This is a genomic window from Corallococcus sp. AB038B (assembly GCF_003668955.1).
Lineage (GTDB): Bacteria > Myxococcota > Myxococcia > Myxococcales > Myxococcaceae > Corallococcus > Corallococcus exiguus.
In genome coordinates this window covers 234,523-258,987 of the sequence record NZ_RAWO01000001.1, presented here as the reverse complement: position 1 = coordinate 258,987, position 24,465 = coordinate 234,523, and the positions used below count along the sequence as shown (strand labels likewise).

Below are 24,465 nucleotides of genomic sequence, written 5' to 3'. Positions count from 1 at the left end.
GCCAGGGGTCCATGGCTCTCCGGTCCACGCTGGCGCCGCCCGCCGCCCCGTCCCCTTCCTCCGCCGTCCCGGGTCCTCGCGATGGCCGGTGAGCCCACGCGGCCCGAGGAGGACAGCCGCTACGACCCGCCCGCGCCCTGGGAAGAGCCAGGCCCCACGCCCTCGCCGCACCTGGTGCGCGAGCGGGGCACCGCCACCGCCACCAGGCCCCAGAAGCACGCGGACATGGTGCGCTGGCTGCATCCCACGCAGGTGCTGCGCACGGGCCTGGACGCGGTGGTGGCCACGGTGTTCGGGGCGCGAGCGGACCACCGGCTCATCGAAGCGGTGGTGCGGCCGCAGCAGCCCTACTTCGACTATTCGGAGGAGTCCGGCGCGGACGGCGACTTCTGGCTCGACTACGTCTCCGACATCGGCGACGGCTGGGACTCCACCTACGCGGTGGCGCGCCTGCTGGCGCTGCCAGAGCTACGGCTCCCAGAAGAGGACGGCAAGACAGCGCACATCACGCCGCGAGGCCGCGTGCTGGTGTTCGGCGGGGACGAGGTCTACCCCGGCGCCAGCCGCGAGACGTACGAGGAGCGCACGGTGCAGCCCTACGAGGCCGCCATGCGCCGCTCGCAGGCGCCCCACCCGGACCTGTTTGTCATCCCGGGCAACCACGACTGGTACGACGGCCTGTCCGCCTTCATGCGGCTGTTCTGCGCGCAGCGCTGGCTGGCCGGGCGCCGCACGCGGCAGAGCCGCAGCTACTTCGCGCTGAAGCTGCCGAAGAACTGGTGGCTCATCGGCACGGACGTGCAGCTCAACAGCGACATCGACGTGCCCCAGGTGGAGTACTTCCGCCACGTCGCGGAGCAGATGGGCCCCGACGACCGCGTCATCCTCTGCAACGCGGAGCCCGCGTGGGTGCTGGCGGCTGCGGCCAGGCGCCACAAGGGCAGCTACCTGGAGAACAACCTGGAGTACCTGGAGGAGAAGGTGCTCGGGCGGCGCATCGCTGTATTCCTCGCGGGCGACCTGCACCACTACCGCCGGCACGAGGACGAAACCGGCCAGCACCGCATCACCGCGGGCGGAGGCGGTGCCTTCATGCACCCCACGCACGCGCCGGCAGCGCCCGTGCTGCGAGACGGCTCCACGCTGCGCAAGAGCTTCCCGACCGAGGACACGTCCCGGAAGCTCGCGCGCAAGAACCTGTTCCTCATCCGCTACAGCCCGCTGTTCGGGCTCATCACCGGCCTGTGGTACCTGCTGCTCGCGCTGGCGGCCTACGCGGAGGTGGGCTCGCTGGGCCTCTCCCGCCTGCCGGAGGTGGTGACGGCGGTGGCCAACAGCATGGTCAACCGGCCGTGGACGCTCATCCTCGGGATGGTGACGATGGGAGGACTCGCGGGGCTGGCGGACGCGGCGCTGGGGAAATGGCGCGCGCTGCTGGGAGTCCTGCACGGCGTGGCGCACATCGTGGCGGCGTTCTTCATCGCGTGGGGAGCCACGTACTTCACGGTGAGCCAGCTGGGCGTGTGTCCGGTGTTGTCACCGGATGGCGCGCACTGCGCGGATGGCTGGCTGCACCTGGCGGGCAAGTTCTTCTTCTCCTGCGCGTTCACCTTCGTGGGCGGCTTCCTCGTGGGCCCGTTCATCACGGGCCTGTACCTCTGGCTGAGCGTGAACTTCTTCGGCGCGCACTCCAACGAGGCCTTCGGGTCGCTCGCGCTGCCGGACTTCAAGAACTTCCTGCGCATGCGCATTGGCAAGGACGGGGCGCTGACCATCTACCCCGTGGGCCTGGAGCGCGTGCCGCGCAAGTGGAAGCCCACCGGAGCGGGGCCCATGTCGCCCGCGTTCGACCCGGACGACCCGAAGGCCACCGAGCCGTTCCTCATCGAGCCGCCCATCCGCGTCTGCCGCTGATGCTACTCGGCCGAGCGCGAGGAGGACGGGGCGTCCGAGTCCTCTTCTGGCTCCGCGCTGGAGCTCGCGACCCGCGAGGTGTCCTCGATCAATGGCGCGATGCCGGGCTGCTTGAGGGTGAGCGTCACATAGTCCTGCACGGCCGCGTCCAGGCCCACGTCGCGCTTCGCGCGTTCGGACAAGAACCACTTGTGCTCCAGCACCTGGCAGTAGAGCTCCGCGGTGTCGGCCGCGCGGCCCAGGTCTTTCTGGAGGCGTGACAGCGTGGGGTGGTAGCGCTCGTCCAGCCAGCGGAACGCGGCCACGCTCAGGGGCACGCTGCGATCCATCTTGCGCGTGAGCGTGGCCTTCATCTCCTGCATCTCATTGAGCAGCAGGCTCGCCTGGCGCTCCTCCGCGACGATGCCGGTGAGCGAGTGCAGCTGGTGCCGGTGGTACTCGCGGTCCGTGACAATGGTGCGCATGCGCAGCTGGCTGCCCTGCCCGCTCGCCAGCAGCTCCACCTCGCCCACGGAGAAGCCCAGGTCGTTGAGTGTGCGGATCCGCTCGTGGATGCGGTAGCTCTCATGCGGCTGGAGGATGAGCTCGCGGTTGATTTCAGCCCACAGCCGCTCGTAGCGCTGACGGATGCTCGCGGCCGTCTCCTGCCACGCCTCCAGTTCCTGGGGCAGCTCCTCCGCCAACTCCACGCGAGCAGCCAGGTCCGCCAGGCCGCCAGCGATGTTCTCCTCCATGATTTGCAGGTCCATCTCCCGCTGACCTGCGGAGAGCTGCTCGTGCAACTCGGACGTCTCCGCGTCCACCGCGTATGCCTGCAACTCGCCCGCGTCGCGGCGGAAGAGCACGTTGGACAGCGAGCAGTCGCCCCAGAAGAAGCCGCCCAGGTGCAGCCGCACCAGCAGGCCCGCCATCGCGTCCAGGAGCCGCGACCGGTAGCGTTCCAATCCCTGCTGCATGAACAGCGCGCGGTACGGCAGCGACGACGCGAGGTACTGGGTGATCAGCAATCCAGGCCTGTCCCCGGGCGAGACCTCCAGCCCCTCCTCCGTCTGGACCGCCAGCCCCACGGGACACACCGACGGCAGTCGGCGTTCCTCCAGGCCGCGCAAGAGGTCGTACTCGCGCTGCGCCACGCGCGCGGGCGTCTCCTTGAAGGCGTAGATGGTGGCGCCGTAGCTGACGAACACCACCACGTGCCGGGACAGACCGCGCGGCACCTCCACCACGCGCGGTGAACGCTCCGTCCACGCCTCCAGCGGCAGCTCCCACGGAAGGTCGAGGAAGTCCGGGTGCCCCTGCCGGATATGCAGGGAATGAAGGCGGCGAGCAGGGTGAGACATGTTGGCCACAAGCCTACCGTCCGGGTGAGCGCGCTTCATCCGGGCGGTGCGCTGGCCCGCGTGGAACGTTCGCTGTTAGAGGAAGAAGCCATGCGACCCCTCCGCGGACTTTCCCTCTGCAGCGCGGCCCTGCTGTCGGCCTGCGCCGGTTCCTCGCCTACGCCCGGGCCGACGCCGTCCGCGCCTGGAAGCATCACGCTCGCCGCGCCCGCGGGAGACGCGTGGTACCGGGGCGCGGTGTTCTACGAAGTGTTCGTCCGCAGCTTCCAGGACTCCAACGGAGACGGAGTCGGAGACCTGCCGGGGCTCATCTCGCGTCTGGACTACCTGAACGACGGCAACCCGGCGACAACAGACGACCTGGGAGTGGACGCGCTGTGGTTGATGCCGGTGTTCGCGTCACCCAGCTACCACGGCTACGACGTGACGGATTACGAGCGCATCCAGACGGCATACGGCTCGCTGGAGGACCTGCAACGGCTGTGTGACGAGGCGCACCGCCGGGGCATGCGCGTCATCCTCGACTTCGTCATCAACCACACCAGCTCATCGCATCCGTGGTTCGTGGACTCGGCGTCCTCGGCGCAGTCGGCGAAGCGCGATTGGTATCAGTGGCGCGGGAACAACCCGGCGTGGGCGCAGCCGTGGGACATCTACTCGCAGACCAACACGTGGCATCAGCAGAACAGCGGCTGGTACTACGGCGTCTTCTGGGGCGGCATGCCGGACCTGAACATGCAGACGCCCGCGGTGCGCGAGGAGTTCAAGCGACTGGCGACGCTGTGGCTCCAGCGAGGCGTGGACGGCTTCCGGCTGGATGCCGCGCGCTACCTCATCGAGACGGGCGGCGGCGCGGGGCAGGCGGACACGCCGGAGACGCACGCGTTCTGGAAGGAGTTCTCCGCGCACGTGCGTTCGGTGAAGCCAGACGCGGTGCTGGTGGGAGAGGCCTGGAGCGAGACGCCGTCGGTGGGGAAGTACTACGGCTCCACGGCGACGGTGCCGGGCGGGGACGAACTGCCGCTCAACTTCAACTTCCCCATGTCCGCGCGGGTGCTTGAAGGCATCAACGCGGGCAACGGCGGAGGCGTGGCGGCGAAGCTGTTGGAGATGAAGAACAACTATCCGGCCGGCGTGGCGGACGCGCCCTTCCTCACCAACCACGACCAGGTGCGACTGGCGACGCAGTTCGCCAACGACGGGGCGAAGCTGGGGCTGGCGGCGGCGGTGCTGCTGACGCTGCCGGGAGCGCCGTTCCTCTACTACGGCGAAGAGGTGGGCCTGGGGAACGGTAACGCCAACAACGACGAGTCCAAGCGCACGCCGATGCCATGGAGCGGCGCGGCGGGCGCGGGCTTCACGACGGGCTCGCCCTGGTACGCGTTCTCCAGCGGAAGGGAGACGGCGAACGTGGAGGCGCAGCGAAGCAACCCGGGGTCGCTGTTGTCGCGCTATCGCTCGCTCATCCACGCGCGTCAGGGTTCGGAGGCGCTGCGAAACGGAGGCCTGCGGCTGTTCACGGCGACGACGGGAATGTCGCGCACGCTCGCGTTCGTGAGGACGCTGGACGACGAGCAGGTGCTGGTGGTCCACAACTTCTCCACCTCGCAGGAGTCGGTGGGACCGTTCGACGTGGAGGCCACCACGGCGGAGCCGCTGTTCGTGGACCCCGGAGTGACGCAGCTCTCGGGTGGCACGGGAGCATGGAAGGCCAGCATCCCGGCGCGTTCCACGGGCATCTGGCGGCTGCGCTAGCTGACGACAGGCTGACGCCACGAGCGGGAGAGGTGCGTCTCTCCCGCGGCCTTGAAGCGGCGGATGAGCTCCGCCGCCGCGCCCTTGCCCTGATGGAGCAGCCACTTCAGCTCCACGGGCATCAGCACCTTCACGGTGAGGAGCCGGACCTCGCCACCTGGAAGCGAGAAGCGAGAGGGCAGCGAATCCGTCTCCATGCCGATGAGCACGGCCACACGGCCCTCGGGAGTGACAAGGGTTTCGGGCATGCCCACGCCGTCCACTTCCATGGACAGCGTGCCGTTGGCCAGGGAGACACGGAGCTTCTCGAACTCAGCGACCTCATAGGCGACACGTTCGAGCAGGTGCACCGGCCAGCTCTTCCACACCTCCCCGAGCGGCTCCGGGGTCTCGATGGCGAGCTCCAGTCCGAAGCCTGCGGTGGGGCGATCCAGGATGTCGTTGAACGGGTCGGACAGGCCGTCGGTCACGATGAGCATGCCGCCGTCAGCGCGGCGCATGGCCGTCCACCACTGTCGTTCACCCGGCCACGGGCCACCCACGACGGGAGGGATGTAGAAGTCGTCCGACATGGTGCCGAGCCCACGCCACACGGCTCTACGGGCATGGCGAGCCTGGTCCCACAATTCGCCTCGCCGCTTCGTCTCCGCGCGGCGAACGGGGTCGAAGGTCGGCGGCCCGGTGACCGCTTCGAACTTCGCGCCCGTAATGCCCGCGCGCTCCATCGCGTCCTTGATCTCCTCGGAGACGATTAGGGAGACCTCCCACTCCGAGGGGCGGAATACTTTCGCATCGCCCACCTTCGACGGGTCGATGCGCATGCCGTAGATGGAACGGAGTGTGCCCACCTTCTCCGGAATCTCATCCTCTTCGGTCCAAGAGTGAACCTCTTCCGAAGCCTCGGTATCTACGCACGGGATGGTGCGAAGGGCATTGAGGATGAAGTACGGCCCTGCACGAGAGTCGACTTCGACGGGGATCAACTCCACTTCAGTCGGAGCCAATTCCTGAAAGAGAGCTGCCAGCTTCGCATTGACGACCGGGGTACCGAACGCCGCATGTGAGTAGTCACGAGATTCTCCCTCCAGGTCCAATGGAAGCCGAATCGGGTCCTTGAAATGCGCGGGTTCTCCACCCGTGAACTGCCAGGGGTCATCAAGTTCGCGCCCTTGCAGGTCGAGCGGATGCCCCAGGCACCAGAACCCTTCAGCGACATCCTCGGAGAGCGTGAAATAGTTCGTTGCCATCGTGTCCGCTCGTCACTCCAGGCCCGTGACCATCCGATTCAGCCTCGACCCTTTCTGGACGATCTCTCCAGCGAGTTCCCTCAACGCCTTTATCAACTGCGCCCGACAGCTCGCCAGAGAGCTGCATGTACGAGTCGACCGGGCCAGCGTCTCCAAGACATGCTCGTGGTATTGCCTCGGATGAGGTCCTCGGTGTCCCGGCACACGGACCCTGTTCGCGGGATCATCAAGCGACATCCCGGCCTTGTCGAAGATCTTCTGGAACTGCGGTGACCACGGGCCACCACGGTTCGTGGCACTCCACCACTTATTGGAAGCAATGTGGTGCTCATGCCCTTCCGCATCCGCGCCACTCGCGACGGGACTCTTCTCATCCCGAGCGGACATGGCCACAGCGTTCGGAGCCAGCACCAGGGTGACGACGCCCTCGGAGGACACAGCCGCGGACTCCACCTGCGCCGCCGCACCCAGCCGGAAGCCCCCCATCTCCGCGGCCACCAGCGAGGCCTGCCCTGAACCCGGAAGCGTGGCGACCTTCGCCGCGAACGTCTCCGCCGTGCTGCCCACCGCCGCCAGCGCCAGCATCACGAACGCCCGCGCCGCGTTCTTCCCCATCACCTCGCCGTACTCCTCCCCCGCATCGCGAAGCTCATCGAACGTCCGAGCAACCCGAGCGTGTTCCGACAACTCGATCCATCCCTGGATGAGATTCCACACCGTGTCGATGCCCAGGTAGGCGATGAGCACCACCGTCATCGTCGCCGCGATGCCCTTCGACACGGGCTCGGGCAGCAACCACAGCGCCAGGTACACGGTGCTCGTCGCGACAATGGTGGTGAGCACCGCGCGCGGGTCCGTCATCCCCACGAGTGCTTCCGACGTCTCCTCCCACACCGAATCCAGCGCGATGGCGAACGCCAGCGAACGCCGTCCGTCCTCATCCAGCGTGGAACCCGCCTCCAGCAACTGAAGACAGTCCCCCGGTGTCTGCTTGCGCTGGCACCACCGCCCATAAGCGCTCGCCAGCTCCCGGCCGTCATCCTCCACCAGCAGCCGGGCACGAGGAGTCTCCTCCACGGAGACCAGTCCCAGTCGCCCGCGCACATGCGCATAGGCCTTCGAGGAGAACGAGCCCGCGAACAGCCGATACGCGTCCTCACGAGGAAGCGGGGACACCGGCGCATCCTCCGCCAGCGTCCGCACCGCCTCCGTGAACACATCCCCGTCCAACTCCACGGGCTCGACCTCCGCCCGAGGCACATGGATGACCGGAGCACCCTGCCCCGTCTTCAGCCGGACGCCACGCGTCGCTGAACACCCCGTGCCCAGCAACAACAGCAGCACCACGACCGCCCAGCTCCGGCACGAAGACATGGATGCCTCCAAGGCATCCATCCTCGGCCGCGCGGACTCACCGCAACCAGGACCTCCCGCGCACAGCGCGGGAACCGACCGTCACGGGGCGGGCGACGAAGGACCCACGACACCGGCGTCCTCGGCCACGGCCCCCGCATCCGGTGCGTCCACCGTCACACCGGCGTCCTCCACCGTGCCCGCGGTCGCCGGAGCAGCCACGGCCTTCCCCGACGGCACCACCGCGCTCCACGCCGGCCTCGAAGCCCCCAGCACCTCCTCCTGCGTCGTCCCCTGCGCCACCAGCAGGTCCACCACCGGCGACTGCGAGGGGTCTCCCTTCCGCCCACCACCGAAGCGGTCACCCGACGGCGGCTCCCCGGGCACGATGCCCATCGCCATCAGCCGCGGGTTCGCGTTCGTGTCCCCACCGAACATCCCGCCCAGCGCCACGCGCCGCTCGATGGTCGCGCCCGTCACCGCCACGCCGTAGCCCCAGTCCGCGCTCGCGTGTCCGCCCAGGAAGCGGTCCGGCACCCGGAACACCACCGTGCGCCCGCTCACCTGGATGAGGGTGGGAAAGAACACCCGCGCCTCCAGCTCCTGCTCCGTGGCCGCGTTCAGGTCCGACTCCACCTTGCCGCCAATCCCTCCGGACTTCTTCTCGTACGCATCCAGCGCCGCCTGCCGCCAGGTCTTGCGCAGGGCCTCACGCGCCTCATAGGGACGCGGCGTCAGCACCACCGCCTTCTCCCACCCGGAGTCCGCCGCCAGCGTGAGCCCGCGCCCCGGCAGCGTGTCCATGCGCCCGGAGCCGGGCACCCGGTCCTGGTCCACGTACAGGTCCACGTTGAACGTGTAGAAGCCGTGCCGGGCCCGCTCCGCGACCGTCGCGCCCTCCAGGTCCACCGACTGCGCGCGCGAGGGCTTCGCGATGGGGTGCGCGAACGTCACCTCGAACCGCGTCGCCTCGTCGTCCGCGAACGCCGCCACCGACACCACGTCCAAATCCCCACGCCCCAGGTCCGTGCGGCGCGGATACAGCAACTCGCCGTCGCCGTGGTCATCCCCCACTGGATCCGTCAGCCGGAACAGCAGCGCGTCCTCGCGCGTCTTGCCGCCAGAACACGCGGCCAGGGTGGAGGCGAGCAGGAGCGCGGACACGCGGGAACGCACGAACATGGAAGGGCACCTCATGCACGAAGGGACGGCCCGTCAGGTGTATCGCGCGGTGCCCCAAACGCAAGGAGCCCGGAGTGCCTTCACAGGCGCCCCGGGCTCCCACTCGCGTCAACCCCGTGCCCCGCTCGAAGCGGAGCGCGCGGTGACTAGAACTGCGCCTTCATGAACGCCTTGACGCGCATCTGCTCGAAGTTGCGCTCTTCCAGGGTGTTCCAACCGCCGTTGCGGTTGGTGAAGCCGCGCGAACCCACCGCCACGCCGTGGTCCGCCGCGATGGTGTCGTCCGCGAACTGCACCACGTAGCCGTCGCCGAAGTCAGGACGGAAGGTGCCGAACGCGTACTGGCCCTCCAGACCGAACTCCACGCCGGACAGGATGTAGCGCGCCTTCACCAGCACCTGGTTCTTGTTGTGCTTGCCGGACGCCATCTCGTGGTTGTTGTACGCCTGGAACGCCGTGTTGCCGTCCAGCAGGTCCGCGAAGAACTTGGAGTAGCTGGCGGACACGTACAGGTCGTCCGTGAACTGGTAGCCCGCGCCAGCCGTGAACGTCGTGTAGTCCAGCAGGCGGTCGTCGTCCGCGAGGTTATCGAACGGCTTGAACTGGTAGCCCGTGTCGCCCTGGCTGTTCGTGACGACGTTCGGGTTGCTGTAGATGCCGGAGGTGCTGTTGCCAGCGCTGTACTCGTTGACCAGCGTGTTGTCGCACGCCACGCCGCCGCCCGCGCACGCGCCCGACGCGTAGGGCAGGAAGCGCGGATCATTCATGCGCTTGTCCGTCTCGTGGATGTACTTGAACTTGCCGAAGACATCGATGCCCTTCAGCACGTCCACCACGTACTTGGCGCGCAGCGCGATCAGGTGCGTCTTCTTGTCCTGGAAGGGCTGGTAGGCCGTGCGGTAGTTGTGGCCCACGCCGGAGTCCAGCTCCGTGCCCGGGTACTGGCTCTCGTTCAGCGACTTGGACGCGTCGCCGTACGCCTGCCAGTTGGTGTTGTACGTGATGAACGAGTACTCGCCGCCCACTTCCAGCGCGCCGTTCGCGTAGACCGGGTTCGCCGTCACGCCCTTCCAACCAATGGCCGTCTCCGCCATGGGCTCGTCGAAGTCCGTGAAGTCGTTGTCCACGTTGATGGTCGCGACCTGCTGGGCCTCGCTCGTCCAACCGCCGTAACCGATGCGGGTGGGGTTGCCCTTGTAGATGCCGTAGGACGCGTTGGACGGGCCGGGGAACGCGAAGCTGCCGTCATGGCCTTCCGTGAGGAGCACGTCCGCCTCGCGGCGGCTCGCCATCACGGCCACGTAGTCCGCGCCGATGCTGAACAGCTGGAAGTTCAGCGACAGGCCCACGTCCAGCGGGTCGTTGAGGGACGCGTTCAGCATGTACGTCTGGTCGGTGTGACGGCCAGCCAGCACCGCGCTGTAGCCACCGATGCCGCCGAAGTTCGCCGGCGACAGGATGGGGTCCGCGTTGGAGTACGACGTGTACGCCGCGCCGCGCACGTCCAGCCACGAGCCCATGTGCAGGCCCGCCTTCAGACCGCCCACGCCGTTGCGGTAGCGCGGGGTCAGGTCACGGCCGTCGTCGACGTTCGTGTCCTCCACGTTCACTTCCTGGTCGTTGGCGTACTGGAAGATGCCGCCGACGTCGAAGAGCTCGTTCGGGGTGTACTTCGCCTGGAAGCCGTACGCCGCGTCACGCGCGTGGAAGGCGCCCGTGCTGAAGTTCGGGCCCGCCCACAAGCGGGGCAGCGAGATACGCGCCGCGTCCCACGTGAGCCGCCGCTCGAAGTTGGAGCCCTGCAGCATGATGGCCGCCGCGTTGTCGCGGTCGATGTAACGGACGCGGCCGATGACGAACGGGTCGAACTGGCCCAGGTCCGTCGCGCCGATGAGCGCCGAGTCGATGAGGTAGCCCGGACGCAGCGTCACGGACATGCCACGCAGCTTGATGTACTGGTTGGAGCGGGGGTCGAACTCGCCGCAGTCGCCCGCGGTGCAGTCCGGCGTCGGCGGGTTCCGGCCACCGAAGCCGCCGAAGTTCGTCCAGAAGTTCTGGTTGAAGCGGCTGTGGATGCGGCCGTTGACCTCCACCTGCGGGGAGATCTTCGCGTTCAGCAGGAGCTCCAGCTCCGTGCCGATGCCGTTGTCGCCGTAGCCTTCACCGGGCACCGTGGTGAAGTTGTACATCGCGCCCTGGTCGCGCTGCGTGCCCCAGAGGTACTTCGTATAGGTCGTGCCACCAATGGTGAGCTTGGGGCCGCTGTCCTGTGCCATGGCCGCCCCAGGAATGAGGCCGACCGCCACGGTGAGCGCACACGCTCCCCGCACCACGTTCTTGCGATTCTTCATGATGTCCGGAAAACCCTTCTCGAAAGCTTTTGAACCAGAGGGGGGTCATCCCCTCTCCCGGGCCGCCGCGGGACCTCCGCGGCAGCCCTCCCCGTGTTGCATCAAACCTTGAAACGGACTGTTTTGAACAGTCCGCCACCGACTACTTCGTCGGCGTGGCCGTCGTCGGCGCCGGAGCGACCGTCGTTCCAGCCGGAGCGGCCGGCGTGGGCGCCGGAGCCGGGGCCGGAGCCGCGGGAGCCGCCTCGGGAGCCGGGGCCGGAGCCGCGGGAGCCGCCGCCGCGCCACCCTGCGCCGCCGGGCGCTTCTCGCCAGAGACCATCTTCAGCGTGGCCTTCTTCGTTGCAGAACCGTCACCCGCGCACTCGTACGAGAGCATTTCGTACTGAGCCTTGATTTCAGAGCTGTCGCCCTTGCCCTGGCCCGCGAGCACGTCAATCACGTGCGGATCGCAGTTGAAGTCGGAGCCGCCGCCGAAGCGGTGCTGGCCCTCGTACTCGTTGACGCGGCGGGTGAGCAGGTCGTTGTCCGCGGGGAAGCCCTCGTTGGACTGCATCACGACCTGGTAGCCCCACGTGGAGGGGTCACCGGCGCCCAGGTCGGAGTTCATGACCGTGGCGGTGATCTTGTTGCCGGAGGCGCGCACCTTGGTGGGCACCACGACGGCGCCCTTCATCGCGCCGGCCTTGTTGTTGGCCTCCGCGCGCACGCGCGACGAGCCCTGCGGCGAGATGATGATGACCTTGTCCCACGCGTCTTCCGGCGCGAAGGAGACGTTCAGGCCCGGAGGGCTGTCCGTGAAGCCGCTGCCGACCTTGTGGTCCGTGTCGATGAAGATGAAGACCTCCTGCACGGAGAAGCCGTCCGCCATCTTCCAGGGGTTCTCCAGCGACGCCTTCAGCTGGATCTCCACGTCCGTCTTGTTGCCGCCCTGGTCCAGCTTGAAGCCGGTCAGGTCGAACGAGCCCGCCTTGTACACGGGGTCCGTCGGGTAGGTGTACTTGCCCGGGCCCTTGTCGTCGCCGGTGGGATCCTTGAACTGCACCTTGTCGGCCAGGGCCGGCGCCGCGGACAGGGAAGCGGCCAGGGTGAGGACTGCGATGCGGGGGTTGATCATGGGGGTGCTTGCTCCTTGCAACGACAGACGAAAGGACTGCGAAGAAAGACCGAGGGACTAACCCTTCACGCCACCGGCGGTGAGCCCGGAGACGAGGTACTTCTGCAGGAAGAGGAAGAGGAACACGACGGGCACGGACACGATGATGGAGCCGGCCGCGAAGTAGCCCCACTGCTGGCTGAAGCCGCCCACGAAGAAGCGCAGGCCCACCGGCGCCGTGTACATGGCTTCCTGGTCCATGAACGTCGCCGCGAGGATGAACTCGTTCCACGCCGTCATGAAGCTGAACAGCGCCGTCACCGCCACCGCGGGCTTGGCCAGCGGCAGGATGATGCTCCAGAAGATGCGCCCCGGAGACGCACCGTCCATCAGCGCCGCCTCCTCCAGGTCCTTGGGGATGGTGTCGAAGTAGCCCTTGAGCATCCACACGCTGAACGGGATGGACGTGGTGGCGTACACGATGATGAGGCCCAGCCGGCTGCTGCCCAGGCCCAGCCACTGCACCAGGATGATGTAGAGCGGAATCAGCATCAGCGTGCCCGGGAACATCTGGGACACGAGGAACGCCATCATGCCCGCACGCTGGCCGGGGAACTTGAAGCGGCTGAAGGCATACGCCGCCGTGCACGCCATGAAGACGCCCAGCACCGTGGTGCCAATGGCCACGATGGCGCTGTTGAGCATCCATTTGGCGAACGGCTGATCCGCCATCACCGACGCGAAGTTGGAGACGCTGAAGGTCTCCGGCCACGGCGTCACCGCGCGCAGCCGATCCCAGAAGGTGGGGTTCTCCGGCAGCGTGGCGATGGCCAGGCTCTGCTTGCCGGAGAAGGCCAGGCTCACCACCCAGAGGATGGGGTAGATGGTGAAGAGGGTGAAGGTCACCAGCACCACGTGCAGCGGCAGGTGGGAGATGCCTTCGCGACGTTCAGAGAAGAGCGCCATGGGTTACGCGGCCTCCGTGGCGCGGCTCATGCGGTTCTGCACCATGCTGTAGAGCAGCAGGATGCCGAAGATGACGGTGGAGTACGCCGCCGCGTAGCCGTGGCGGTAGCGCTCGAAGGCGAACTTGTACGCCTGGGTGACCAGGATTTCGGTGGAGCCGCCCGGGTCGCCGCCCGTCACCAGGAAGATGATGTTGAACATGTTGAAGGTCCACACCACCGACAGGATGACCGCGGGCACCAGCGCGGGCTTCAGCGCGGGCAGCGTGATGGCGGTGAACTGCTGCCACCGGTTGGCGCCGTCCACGCGTGCCGCTTCGTAGAGCTCACCCGGGATGGACTGCAGCGCGCCCAGCGACACCACCATCATGAACGGGAAGGACAGCCATCCGTTGGTGGCCAGCGCCGTGAAGAACGACGTGAGCGGCGAGTCGAACCACGCCAGGCCGTCCCCACCGAACATCCGGATGACGTGGTTCACCACGCCGAACTGCTGGTGGAACATGCCCTTCCAGATGAGCGCGGTGATGTAGTTGGGCATGGCCCACGGCAGGATGAGCAGCACGCGGTACACCGGCCGCATCCTCAGATTCGGCACGTTGAGCGCCAGCGCGAGCAACAGGCCCACCGTCACGCCGATGGTCACGTTCGTCACCGTCCACACGATGGTGAACAGGAGCGTGTAGTAGAAGTTCAGGTAGTTGAAGACCAGCGAGCCGTCCGCCGCCGTCTTCGCGAAGCTGAAGTCGCCCAGGATGTCCACGTAGTTGCGGAAGCCCACCCACAACTCCGACAGCGGCTGGCTGCTGTTGTAGAGGTTGGCGTCCGTGAACGACAGCGTGATGCCGTAGGCGAAGGGGAAGAACACCAGCACCACCATGCCCACCATGGCGGGCAGGATGTATGCGTAGGCCTGCCGGTGCTCCACCGCCGTGGCCACCGCGCGGTGCAGCGCGCCCAGGCCGATGAACAGCAGCACCGCCAGCCCCACCACGCCCAGCGCGCCCAGCGCCTTGCTCGCGTTGCCGCGCACCTGCGCGCCCGCCGCCGAGAGCTTGGCCTCATCCGGCGCGCCGGACTCCGTCAGCTTGCCCAGCGGACGGCGCATGGCGTCCGCGTCCCACGCGCCGGGCTTCAGCGCGGGCTCCGCGTTGAGATTGTTCGCGGTGATGAGCGCCTGGGCCTTCTCGCCGCGCGTGCGCAGCTCCGCGCTGACCGCGTCCTCCGTCTGCCGCAGCTCCGCATCCAGCGCGCGCAGCGAATAGACGGTGTAGCCACCCAGGCCCGCCAGGAACAACGCCGCAGCCACGGCCACGCGCACACCCTGACGCGATAGCGCGAACGCCGCCCCCGCGCACGCAGCCAGCGGCAGCAGGAACGCCAGCAGCACCGGCGTCCACGAAGGCGTTTCCCCCTTCACCACCGCCGGGGTGAGGGACTCCACGGAGCCCACCACCTGTCCGTCCACCTCCACGGGCGCGGAGAGCAGCCGGCTCGCGCCGTTGTCGAGCAGCTCCGACTCCACCTCCGCCTTGCGCGCGCTGCCCTCCTCGCGGTTCGTCTCCACCGCGGCGCGCAGGCGCTGACCGCGGTCGTACAGCGGCTTCTCTTCGCGAGACAGCCGGCGCGGCGCCGCCTTGTCCCCGGTGTCATCCGGGAAGGTGGACGCCTCCAGCTTGATGCCGCTGAAGGCGATGACGCGCACGGAGCTTCCCGGCACGCCCGGCCAGCCCGCCACCACGGCCTTCACGCCGTCGCCCGTGCCGCCCGCGCGCTGCACCAGGTCCGCCAATCCCAGCAGGGACACGGTGGCCGTGCGCTGCTCGCGCTCCGCCGCGCGCTCCTGGTTGGCGCGCGCGAGCAGGCCGTGCGCCAGGAACAGGGACACGCCCAGCGCCAGGGCGAGCCCCACCAGCACTCGCCCCCGGTAGCCGCCCGCACGGCCGGAAGGCCCCGGAGTCGAAGGGTCCTTCACGGAACTGCTCGGGGCGGTGGAGGCCGGCGTGGGGGCACCGGCCGCGGAAGGGGGCTGCTGGGGGGCGTTCTGGCTCACTTCAGCTCCTCACTTACTTCTTGCGCAGGCCGGCGACGTCCTTCGCCACGCTCTTCTGGGCCGAGTCCAACGCCGCCTTGGGGGTGGCGGTGTTCTTGAACACGGTGTTCATCGCGCTGGTGGCCGGGGTCCAGACCATCGACATCTCCGGCAGGTTGGGCATGGGCACCGCCACGTCCACCTGGTCCTTCATTGCCTTGAGCAGCGGATCCGCCGCCACCTTCGCGTCCTGGTACACCGCCTGGTTCGCGGGGCTCTGACGGCCCTCCAGGGCCAGCGTCTTGCCGGGGCCCGCGTCGGTGAGGAACCTGGCGAAGTCGTAGGCCGCTTCCTTGTTCTTCGACGGGGCGGCCACGTACACGCCCTCCACCGTCATCCAGGGCTTCAGCGGCGTGCCCTTGTTCTCATCCAGCGTGGGCAGCCGGGCCAGGCCGTACTCCACGTCCTTGGAGACCTCGCCCAGGAACCACGGGCCGGAGAACACCATCGCGGCCTTGCCCTCGTTGAAGAGCGAGGTGATCAGCGCGCTGGAGGGCTCCGCGGGGAGGATACCGTCCTTGTTCTTCCACTTCAGGACCTGCTCCACCGACTTCACGTTGGCGGGCGAGTTCATCGTGGGGGCGTTCTTCGCGTCGAACACGCCGCCGCCGAAGCCGTTCATCACCGCCGCGTGGTAGTAGAAGTCGTTGTACGCGTACGCCAGACCGAAGCGGCCCGCCTTCGCGTCGGTGAGCTTCTTGGCCATCGTCACCATCTCGCCGGACGTCTTGGGCGGCGTGGGGACCAGCTTCTTGTTGTAGATGAGCGTGATGACCTTGTAGTTCAGCGGCAGGCCGTATGCCGTCCCGCGGTAGGTCATCGCCTCCATCGTCGTGGGGATGAAGCGCTTCTTCGTCGCGTCATCCAGGAAGAAGTCGATGGGCTCCACCGTGTTGCCCGCTTCAATCCAGCCGCCCAGGCGGTCCTGCGCGAAGATGAAGAGGTCCGGGCCCTTGCCGCGCGGCACGGTGGCGGAAATCTTGTCCGCGTAGGCGTCGTACGGCACCGCCAGCGTGGTGACCTTGACCTTGCCTTCGTTGGCCTTGTTGTACTCGGCGACCACCTTCTCCAGCGCGGCCTTCTCCTCCGCGCGGTAGGCGTGCCAGAGCACCAGCTCCGTGGCGGCGAAGGACGGGACGGGCAACAGGCCGACTGCGCACAGACAGAGGGCCGCGAGCAACGTTCGCAGGTGCGTCATTGAGAAAATCCTCCGGGATATCAAACGGAAAGCCGCAGCTCGGATTCAGCGTCGAAGAGATGCAGGGACTCCAGCTCCACCGTCAGGGGAAGGGCGGCGCCGGGCTCCGGGGTGGCCTGGGGCGGCAGGCGGAAGACCAGCGGGTTGTCTCCCAGGCGGGCGTGCACGATGAGCTCGTTGCCCAGCGGCTCCACCAGCTCCACGCGTGCCTCCGCGGGCGCGGACTCGCCGCGCGCGACGTTGCCCGCGGGCAGGACGTTGTCCGGGCGCAGGCCCACCTTCACCTTGCGTCCACCCTTGCCCGCCGTCGCCGCGCGCAGCTTCTGCGGCACCGGCAGCTTGAAGCCGTCACCGGAGAACGACGCACCGTCCGCGTCCAGCGTGGCGGAGAGCATGTTGATGGGCGGCGTGCCGATGAACTGCGCCACGAACACGTTGACCGGCTTCTCGTAGACCTCCAGCGGGGTGCCCAGCTGCTGGAGCTTGCCGTCCTTCATCACCGCGATGCGGTGGCCCATGGTCATGGCTTCGATCTGATCGTGCGTGACGTAGACGGACGTGACCTGGAGCCGGTGCTGGAGCTTCTTGATCTCCGAACGCATCTGCACGCGCAGCTTCGCGTCCAGGTTGGAGAGCGGCTCGTCGAAGAGGAACACCGCCGGCTTGCGCACGATGGCGCGGCCCAGGGCCACGCGCTGACGCTGGCCGCCGGACAGCGCCTTGGGCTTGCGGTCCAAGAGGTGCGTGATGCCGAGGATTTCCGCCGCCTCGTCCACCAGCTTGTCCATCTCCGGCTTGGGCGTCTTGCGAATCTTGAGGCCGAACTCCAGGTTCTGCCGCACGGACATGTGCGGATAGAGCGCGTAGTTCTGGAACACCATGGAGACGTCCCGGTCCTTCGGCGGCAGCGTGTTCACCGCGCGCTCACCGATGGAGATGGTGCCTCCCGAAATCTCCTCCAGGCCAGCGATCATCCGGAGCGCCGTGGACTTGCCGCAACCGGACGGCCCCACGAGGACCATGAACTCATGGTCGCGGATATCGAGGTTGAGCCCCTCGATGACCGACACGTCTCCGTAACGCTTCGCCACGTCCTTGAACGACACGCCGGCCATCAGGCCCTCCAGCAAGAGCCCCGCTCGCGCCGGTGACAACAGCACGTCCGGGTCAGGTTCTGCGCATGCACCGCCGGGTGCCTCACGGCACGCGTCCGAGGATGCGCGCGGACAGCGGCGGAAGCGCCAGATCCAGCGTGGCGCCAGCCTTCGTCCGCCCTCCGTTCAGCAGATCCTCCACCTCGCCGACGCCCTTCCAACCTTCCGGCCACGGCACCGACACCGCGCCCTTCGTCTTGGCGCGGTTCACCGCCACCACCACCGTGTCGCCGGACGCTTCGTCGCGCCGCTGGAAGACATACACGTCGCCTTCCGTGGAGAGCGGCGAGTGCGTGCCCCGTGACAGGGCCGGGTGCGCGCGGCGGATGGCGATGAGGCGCTTGTAATAGTCGAGCAATGCCTCGTCGCGCTTCTTTCCCGCGCCAGGCTTCACCGCCTGCTTGCCCCACGGCATGTCGCTGCGGTTCTGCGGCCAGTCACCGCCCGCGCGGCCCACTTCCTCGCCGTAGTAGATGACGGGGATACCGCTCGTGGTGAGCTGCAGCGTGGCGGCCAGGCGGAAGAGGGGCACGTTGCCCTGCAGCTGGTGCAGCGCCCCGTCCACGTCGTGCGACGACAGGAAGTGCGACAGGTGGTGGCCCGGCGTCACCTTCGCGCGCGACTGGAGGTAGCGGTCGAACGCCACCGCGCGGCCACGGCCCTGCACGAAGCCGAGCGCGTTGCCCTGGAAGGCGAAGTCGAAGCCGGCGTCCATCTCGTCCGGGGTGAAGTACGGCGCCAGCCCCTCCACGTCGCCGCCCCACAGCTCGCCCAGCAGGAAGAAGTCGGGAGAGATCTCCGCGCGCGTGCGGCGGCGGTGTTCCTTCCAGAAGTCGTGGGACACGTGCTTCACGGTGTCCAACCGGAAGCCGTCCACGCCAGAGCGCTTCGCCCAGTCGATCTGCACGTCCAGCAGGTACTTCGCCACCTCCGGACGCTCGGTCTTGAAGTCCGGCAGGCCCGCCACGCACGACGTCAGGTCATCCGAGCCGCAGGTGCCCTTGTCTTCCGAGCGCAGCCAGTCCGGGTGGTCCTTCAGGTAGCGCGAGTTGTAGCCCGGGTGGTTGTAGACGACGTCCAGCAGCACGCGGATGCCGCGAGCGTGCGCCGCGTCCACCAGCGCCTTGAAGTCCTCTTCCGTGCCGAAGCGCGGATCCAACGCCTGGAAGTCGTCCGCCCAGTAGCCGTGGTAGCCCCAGTCCGGGAAGCCAGAGCCGGTCACGAAGCCCGGGATCTGCTTCAAGAGCGGCGTCACCCACAGCGCCGTCACGCCCAGCGACGACAGCTCATCCAGCTTCGCGGTGAGCCCCTTCAGGTCGCCGCCGTGGAAGGTGCCCGCCGCCTTCACGTCGCCCTTCTCGTTGTTGGAGGGGTCGCCGTCCGCGAAGCGATCCACCACCACGAAGTACAGCACCTCGTCCGCCCAGGGCCGCGCGGGCTCCTTTTTCTCAGAAGCCGGAGCAGCCTCCTTCACGGGTTCGGGGGCGGGGGTCGTCCGAGCCTCGGGAGCCTCCGGAGCGGGCGCGGCGGGCTGCGTCGCGGCGGCCTCCGGCGCGGGCTGCGTCGGAGTAGGGGCGGCTGTGGCGCACCCCGCCAGACACAGGGCGACAAGGCCCTGGAACATCGGGCGCCACCCACCGCGGTGGGAGGCAGCGTCAGGTTGTGGGCAGGGGAGGCTGGGGGCCATCTGGGCGCGGCACTGTATCCAACAGTCTTGAAGTGGGTGAAGGGGCGTCGGAACAATCGGCTGATGCCGCAACGCGGCATGCCCCGGATGTCTTCCTCTGTACACCCGTGTGACGCATGGCGCGGGCGGACTCAACGGAGCGCGCGATTCGTGCCGCACCGCGTCTCGATTCTGCGTCCTTTGGCATCCGACGTCGTGGGGTGGCGGCGCCGGTCCCAACCCAGATCATCCAGAGAGTCCTGTAACTCCTGAAAACGGGCAGGGATCACCTGCGACAAGGGTGGCTGCTACCCTGCCCGGAAATTTCCACCCCCTTGGAGGTTTCCCCTGAGAGTTCCTTTCGCAGTACCCCGCATGACGCGAGCGCTCGCGTTCGGCGGGCTCTTCGCCGCGCTGCTTCCCATGGCGGCGCTGGCGGCGCCCACGTCGGTGACTGTCATTGGCGACCTGCAGACGGGCGCGGGCTGTGCCGCCAACAACGACCCTACCTGCGCGCAGACGGCGCTGGCGTACGACGCGGACGACGCCAAGTGGCAGGGCTCGTTCAACGTGCCGGCGGGAACCTGGCACTTCAAGGTCGCGCTGGACGGTTCGCTGGCGCAGACGCACGGCGGCCCGGGCGGCGCGGACGTGGTGCTGAACCAGACGACAGCGGGCGCGGTGAAGTTCTACTTCGACGCGAACACGCTGTACGTGACGAGCAGCCGCTCCGGCACCATCGCCACGGTGGCGGGCTCGTTCCAGAAGCAGTTGGGCTGTCCGGATGACTGGAAGCCGGACTGCCTGCGCTCGATGATGCATGACCTGGACGGCGACGGCATCTACACCTTCACCACGAAGGCCCTGACGGCGGGCAACTACGAGTGCAAGGTCGCGCTCGATGAGCAGTGGACCACCGCCTACCCCGGCGGCAACGCGTCGTTCGCGGTGGAGACGGACAACCAGGAGATGATCTTCACCTTCGACTCCGGTGCCTCCAAGAAGGTGACCATCCGCGCCGCGGGCGCCCCCGCGGGCGACCTGCTGCTGGCGCGGGCGCACTGGATTGCGCGCGACACCGTGGTGTGGAGCCCGGAGGTCCCGGCCCCCGCGGGCACGGTGTTCAGGCTGCACACGGCGCCCACGGGCGGCATGACGCTGAGCGGCGCTGGCGTGCAGGGCGGCACCCTGGCGACGCTGACGGTGGACGCCGCGGGCCTCACCGCCGCGCAGGCCGCGCGCTTCCCCAACCTGGTGGGCCGCAAGGTGCTGAAGCTCGCCCAGGCGGACGTGGCCAACGCGGCCGCGTGGCTCAAGGGACAGGTGGCCGTGTCCGCGACGAACGCGGAGGGCGTGATGCTGGACGCCACCAGCACGCAGTTCGCGGGCGCGCTGGACGACCTGGACACGTATGACGGCGCGCTGGGCGCGACGTTCGAGAACGGCATCCCCACGCTGCGCCTGTGGGCCCCCACGGCGAAGAGCGTGAACGTCCTCCTGTTCGCGGACGGCAGCCCCACGTCCACCTTCACCCGCGTGCCCATGACGGCCGGCGACAAGGGCGTCTGGAGCGCCACGGGCGACGCGTCGTGGAAGAACCGCTTCTTCCTCTACGAGGTGGAGGTCTACGCCCGCAAGGAGGGCAAGGTCGTCACCAACCGCGTCACCGACCCGTATTCGGTGTCCCTCTCCACCAACAGCGAGCTGAGCCAGATTGTGGACCTGGCGGACCCGGCGCTCGCGCCGCAGGGCTGGAGCACGCTGGCGAAGCCCGCGCTGGAGGCCCCGGAGGACATCGTCCTCTACGAGCTGCACGCGCGCGACTTCAGCATCAACGACCTGACGGTGCCGGAGAACGAGCGCGGCACGTTCAAGGCCTTCACCCGGGACTCGGACGGCATGAAGCACCTGACCCGGCTGGCGAAGGCGGGCCTGACGCACGTGCACCTCCTGCCGGTGTTCGACATCGCGACCATCAACGAGGACCGCGCGGCGCAGCAGCACCCCGCGGGCGACCTGGTGTCGCTGCCCGCGGACTCCGACCAGCAGCAGGCGGCGGTGAAGGCCGTGGCGGACCTGGACGGCTTCAACTGGGGCTATGACCCGTTCCACTACACGGTGCCGGAGGGCAGCTACTCCACCAACGCGCAGGGCACGACGCGCACGGTGGAGTTCCGGGAGATGGTGCAGTCGCTCAACCAGCACGGCCTGCGCGTGGTGATGGACGTGGTCTACAACCACACCAACTCCGCCGGGCAGGACGCCAAGAGCGTGCTGGATCGCATCGTCCCGGGCTACTACCACCGCCTCAGCGACGACGGGAACGTGGAGATGAGCACCTGCTGCCAGAACACCGCGTCCGAGAACGCGATGATGGAGAAGCTGCTCATCGACTCCGTGGTGACGTGGGCCAGGGCGTACAAGGTGGACGGCTTCCGCTTCGACCTGATGGGCCACCACCTGAAGTCCAACATGGTGAAGCTGCGCGCCACGCTGGACGGGCTCACCGTGGAGAAGGACGGCGTGGACGGCAAGGCCATCTACGTCTACGGCGAGGGCTGGGACTTCGGCGAGGTGGCCGGCAACGCGCGCGGCATCAACGCCACGCAGGCCAACATGGCGGGCACGGGCATCGGCTCGTTCAACGACCGCCTGCGCGACGGCGCCCGCGGCGGTGGCCCCTTCAGCGGCTTGCAGGAGCAGGGCTTCATCACGGGCCTGCTGTCCGACCCGAACGGCACGAGCCAGGGCACTGAGGCGGAGCAGAAGGACAAGCTGCTGCGCTACAGCGATTGGATCCGCGTGGGCCTCACCGGCAACCTGAAGGACTACTCGCTGGTGGACCGCACCGGCGCGACCGTGCTGGGCGAAGGCGTGGACTACAACGGCGCCAAGGCCGGCTACACGCTGGACCCGCAGGAGGTCATCACCTACGTCTCCGCGCACGACAACGAGACGCTGTTCGACGCGGTGCAGTTGAAGGCGCGGCGCGACCTGCCCATGGCGGAGCGCGTGCGCATGCAGAACCTGGGCATCTCGCTGGTGGCGCTGGGCCAGGGCATCCCGTTCTTCCACGCGGGTGACGAACTGCTGCGCTCCAAGTCGCTGGACCGCAACAGCTACAACTCCGGTGACTGGTTCAACAAGGTGGACTGGACCTACCAGTCCAACAACTGGGGCGTGGGTCTGCCCCCGGCCGCGGACAACCAGGGCAACTGGTCGCTCTTCGGGCCGCTGCTGGCGGACGCGGCGCTGAAGCCGTCGTCGGCGGACATCCTCCGGGCGCGCAACCACTTCGAGGAGATGCTGACCATCCGCAAGAGCTCGCGGCTGTTCCGCCTGCGCACCGGTGACGAGGTGAAGCAGTTGGTGCGCTTCGAGAACACCGGTCCGGACCAGATTCCGGGCCTCATCGTGATGGCCATGCAGGACCACGGCACGAACGCGGAGGGCAAGCGCGCCATCGTGCTGTTCAACGGCACGGACGAAGCCCAGACGTTCAAGTCGGACGGGTACAAGTCCCTGAAGCTGGTGCTGCACCCGGTGCTGCGGGCGTCCTCGGACACGGTGGTGCGCACGTCCGCGTACGACGCGGCCACGGGCGGCTTCACGGTGCCGGCGCGCAGCACCGCCGTGTTCGTCACCGACGACGCCGTGGTGGATCCGGATCCGCAGGACCCGGACGAGTCCGACGGCTGCAACTGCCAGAGCACGGTGCCCGGTCCGCTGGGCGCCACCAGCCTGCTGATGCTCTGCGGCCTGGCGCTGAAGCTGCGCCGCCGCCGCGCGTAGCCTGAAGTCACTGGACTGGAAATGAAGCGGGCCCCGGATGCGAAGCGCGTCCGGGGCCCGTGGTGTTTCAGGGGTCGGCGAAGCTCAGGGGACGGTGAGGATCTCCGCGCCCGTGTCGGTGACGAGCAGGGTGTGCTCGAACTGGGCGCTGCGCAGGCCGTCCGCGGTGACGACGGTCCAGTCGTCGTTCCACGTGCGGTGGTCCCAGTGGCCCTGGTTGATCATCGGCTCCACGGTGAAGATCATCCCGGGCTGCATGACGGTGTCGGCTTCGGGCTCGTAGTAGTGCGGCACCTGGAGCGCGGTGTGGAACGTCTCGCCGATGCCGTGGCCGCAGTAGGCGCGCACCACGCTGGTGCCGTTCTTCACGGCGTGGGCCTCCACCGCGCGGCCAATGTCGCTGATGGGCCGGCCCGGCTTCACCGCGGCGATGCCGATGTCCAGGCACTCCTTCGCGATCTGGACCAGGCGCTGGTGCTGGGGCTCCACGTTGCCCACCAGGTACGTGGCCGAGCAGTCGCCGTGGACGCCATCCAGGTAGATGGTGATGTCCAGGTTGACGATGTCGCCGTCCTCCAGCGCGCGGCTGTCGGGGATGCCGTGGCAGATGACCTCGTTGACGGAGGTGCAGAGCGACTTGGGGAACTTGTGGTAGTTCAGCGTGCTGGGGTAGCCGCCGCGCTTGAGGTAGGCCTCGTGCGCGATGGCATCCAGTTCGTCCGTGGTGATGCCCACGCGCACGTGCTGCGCGGTCTCCGCCAGCACCTGGGCGGCGGCCTGGCAGGCGCGGCGCATGCGGGCGATGACGTCCGCCGACTTCACGTCCGGCTCGTTGCGCGAGCGCGAGGGACGGCCGGCCACGGAGTCCGCGTAGTCCGGCCGGCCGATGGTGAGCGGCACCACGCGGCGGGGGCCGACGATGCCGGGGCGGATGCCCTTGCGGTTGGTGTCGGCGCCCTTGCGGCGGGCCTCCACGGTGTCCGCGCCGCGGTGGCACTTCTTGTACTTGGAGCCACTGCCGCACCAGCAGGCGTCATTGGGCCCGGGGAGGACGGCGGGGGCGTTTCGGGGGGTGGCGGTGGTCATCGGGAGCCTCGGGAGCTTGTGTCGGTGGTGGCGGCGGCCTGGCGGGCGCGGGCCCAGCGGAGCATCTGGGGTTTGAGCCAGAGGCGCGGGCGCCCGGCGCCCAGGTCGAGCACCGGACGGGGCATGTCCGGGTACCGGCGCAGGTACGTGCTGACGCTGTTGGGGTGGGCCAGGCGCAACAGGCCCGCCACCTCCTGGGCGTCAATCAGGTCCTTCGTGTTCACCAGGGGGCACATGGGGCGTGTCTATACCCGTAGACACACGGGGATGCACG

General features: G+C 68.2%; 16 protein-coding genes. 3 read left to right on the top strand and 13 right to left on the bottom strand.

What is annotated here, in order from left to right; all coding sequences use genetic code 11:
- The first annotated feature begins 81 nt into the window (after positions 1-81).
- Positions 82-1,914, top strand: a complete 1,833-nt coding sequence (locus tag D7Y04_RS01180) for a metallophosphoesterase (RefSeq protein WP_171813303.1) — start codon at positions 82-84, stop codon at positions 1,912-1,914.
- Positions 1,915-1,916: 2 nt separating this feature from the next.
- Here D7Y04_RS01180 and D7Y04_RS01175 read toward each other — a convergent pair whose 3' ends face one another.
- Complete coding sequence (locus D7Y04_RS01175; RefSeq protein WP_121759233.1) at positions 1,917-3,254, bottom strand: DUF4032 domain-containing protein; 1,338 nt, start codon at positions 3,252-3,254, stop codon at positions 1,917-1,919.
- Between the two features lie 90 nt (positions 3,255-3,344).
- Here D7Y04_RS01175 and D7Y04_RS01170 point away from each other — a divergent pair, with 90 nt between their 5' ends.
- Complete coding sequence (locus D7Y04_RS01170; protein ID WP_120594711.1) at positions 3,345-5,009, top strand: alpha-amylase family glycosyl hydrolase; 1,665 nt, start codon at positions 3,345-3,347, stop codon at positions 5,007-5,009.
- On the opposite strand, the gene D7Y04_RS01165 is transcribed toward D7Y04_RS01170, so the two are convergent.
- The 10 genes from D7Y04_RS01165 to D7Y04_RS01120 form a co-directional block, all read right to left on the bottom strand.
- The gene (locus D7Y04_RS01165; protein ID WP_121758063.1) at positions 5,006-6,256 is read right to left on the bottom strand and encodes an imm11 family protein; all 1,251 of its coding nucleotides are present in this window, start codon (positions 6,254-6,256) and stop codon (positions 5,006-5,008) included. The two genes, D7Y04_RS01170 and D7Y04_RS01165, sit on opposite strands and share 4 nt — an antisense overlap.
- 12 nt (positions 6,257-6,268) lie before the next feature.
- The gene (locus tag D7Y04_RS01160; RefSeq protein WP_121758062.1) at positions 6,269-7,630 is read right to left on the bottom strand and encodes an AHH domain-containing protein; all 1,362 of its coding nucleotides are present in this window, start codon (positions 7,628-7,630) and stop codon (positions 6,269-6,271) included.
- Between the two features lie 81 nt (positions 7,631-7,711).
- A complete protein-coding gene (locus D7Y04_RS01155; protein WP_158627439.1) occupies positions 7,712-8,791 on the bottom strand; it encodes a glucodextranase DOMON-like domain-containing protein in 1,080 nt (359 codons plus the stop codon).
- 146 nt (positions 8,792-8,937) lie between these two features.
- A complete protein-coding gene (locus tag D7Y04_RS01150; protein WP_121758060.1) occupies positions 8,938-11,142 on the bottom strand; it encodes a hypothetical protein in 2,205 nt (734 codons plus the stop codon).
- A 142-nt stretch (positions 11,143-11,284) separates the two neighbouring features.
- On the bottom strand, positions 11,285-12,259 hold the full coding sequence (locus D7Y04_RS01145; RefSeq protein ID WP_121758059.1) for a glucodextranase DOMON-like domain-containing protein: 975 nt from the start codon (positions 12,257-12,259) through the stop codon (positions 11,285-11,287).
- Positions 12,260-12,316: 57 nt separating this feature from the next.
- A complete protein-coding gene (locus D7Y04_RS01140; RefSeq protein ID WP_121758058.1) occupies positions 12,317-13,204 on the bottom strand; it encodes a sugar ABC transporter permease in 888 nt (295 codons plus the stop codon).
- A 3-nt stretch (positions 13,205-13,207) separates the two neighbouring features.
- Entirely contained in the window at positions 13,208-15,256 is a 2,049-nt protein-coding gene (locus D7Y04_RS01135; RefSeq protein ID WP_121758057.1) for a carbohydrate ABC transporter permease, read from the bottom strand.
- 13 nt (positions 15,257-15,269) lie between these two features.
- On the bottom strand, positions 15,270-16,493 hold the full coding sequence (locus D7Y04_RS01130; RefSeq protein ID WP_121758056.1) for an extracellular solute-binding protein: 1,224 nt from the start codon (positions 16,491-16,493) through the stop codon (positions 15,270-15,272).
- A gap of 20 nt (positions 16,494-16,513) precedes the next feature.
- A complete protein-coding gene (locus D7Y04_RS01125) occupies positions 16,514-17,608 on the bottom strand; it encodes an ABC transporter ATP-binding protein (protein ID WP_120594704.1) in 1,095 nt (364 codons plus the stop codon).
- 82 nt (positions 17,609-17,690) lie between these two features.
- On the bottom strand, positions 17,691-19,271 hold the full coding sequence (locus tag D7Y04_RS01120) for an alpha-amylase family glycosyl hydrolase (protein WP_121758055.1): 1,581 nt from the start codon (positions 19,269-19,271) through the stop codon (positions 17,691-17,693).
- Positions 19,272-19,688: 417 nt separating this feature from the next.
- On the opposite strand from D7Y04_RS01120, the gene pulA reads away from it, so the two are divergent.
- Entirely contained in the window at positions 19,689-23,105 is a 3,417-nt protein-coding gene (gene pulA, locus D7Y04_RS01115; RefSeq protein WP_121758054.1) for a pullulanase-type alpha-1,6-glucosidase, read from the top strand.
- A gap of 84 nt (positions 23,106-23,189) precedes the next feature.
- Here the strand turns inward: pulA and map are convergent, their stop codons facing one another.
- Together map and D7Y04_RS01105 are read right to left on the bottom strand one after the other, a co-directional pair.
- Positions 23,190-24,191 carry a type I methionyl aminopeptidase gene (gene map / locus D7Y04_RS01110; RefSeq protein WP_121758053.1) on the bottom strand — a complete coding sequence of 334 codons (1,002 nt, stop codon included), beginning with the start codon at positions 24,189-24,191 and terminating at the stop codon, positions 23,190-23,192.
- Positions 24,188-24,427 (bottom strand): hypothetical protein, encoded by a 240-nt coding sequence (locus D7Y04_RS01105; protein WP_120560747.1) that lies wholly within the window; start codon positions 24,425-24,427, stop codon positions 24,188-24,190. Before D7Y04_RS01105 ends, map begins: the two co-directional genes overlap by 4 nt.
- Positions 24,428-24,465 lie beyond the last annotated feature (38 nt).

Coding starts and splice junctions, on each gene's coding strand:
- D7Y04_RS01150 (WP_121758060.1), bottom strand. CDS start 11,142: ATGAAGAATCGCAAGAACGTGGTGCGGGGAGCGTGTGCGCTCACCGTG.
- D7Y04_RS01145 (WP_121758059.1), bottom strand. CDS start 12,259: ATGATCAACCCCCGCATCGCAGTCCTCACCCTGGCCGCTTCCCTGTCC.
- D7Y04_RS01160 (WP_121758062.1), bottom strand. CDS start 7,630: ATGTCTTCGTGCCGGAGCTGGGCGGTCGTGGTGCTGCTGTTGTTGCTG.
- D7Y04_RS01155 (WP_158627439.1), bottom strand. CDS start 8,791: ATGTTCGTGCGTTCCCGCGTGTCCGCGCTCCTGCTCGCCTCCACCCTG.
- D7Y04_RS01140 (WP_121758058.1), bottom strand. CDS start 13,204: ATGGCGCTCTTCTCTGAACGTCGCGAAGGCATCTCCCACCTGCCGCTG.
- D7Y04_RS01105 (WP_120560747.1), bottom strand. CDS start 24,427: ATGTGCCCCCTGGTGAACACGAAGGACCTGATTGACGCCCAGGAGGTG.
- pulA (WP_121758054.1), top strand. CDS start 19,689: ATGACGCGAGCGCTCGCGTTCGGCGGGCTCTTCGCCGCGCTGCTTCCC.
- D7Y04_RS01170 (WP_120594711.1), top strand. CDS start 3,345: ATGCGACCCCTCCGCGGACTTTCCCTCTGCAGCGCGGCCCTGCTGTCG.
- D7Y04_RS01125 (WP_120594704.1), bottom strand. CDS start 17,608: ATGGCCGGCGTGTCGTTCAAGGACGTGGCGAAGCGTTACGGAGACGTG.
- D7Y04_RS01175 (WP_121759233.1), bottom strand. CDS start 3,254: ATGTCTCACCCTGCTCGCCGCCTTCATTCCCTGCATATCCGGCAGGGG.
- D7Y04_RS01165 (WP_121758063.1), bottom strand. CDS start 6,256: ATGGCAACGAACTATTTCACGCTCTCCGAGGATGTCGCTGAAGGGTTC.
- map (WP_121758053.1), bottom strand. CDS start 24,191: ATGACCACCGCCACCCCCCGAAACGCCCCCGCCGTCCTCCCCGGGCCC.
- D7Y04_RS01130 (WP_121758056.1), bottom strand. CDS start 16,493: ATGACGCACCTGCGAACGTTGCTCGCGGCCCTCTGTCTGTGCGCAGTC.
- D7Y04_RS01120 (WP_121758055.1), bottom strand. CDS start 19,271: ATGTTCCAGGGCCTTGTCGCCCTGTGTCTGGCGGGGTGCGCCACAGCC.
- D7Y04_RS01180 (WP_171813303.1), top strand. CDS start 82: ATGGCCGGTGAGCCCACGCGGCCCGAGGAGGACAGCCGCTACGACCCG.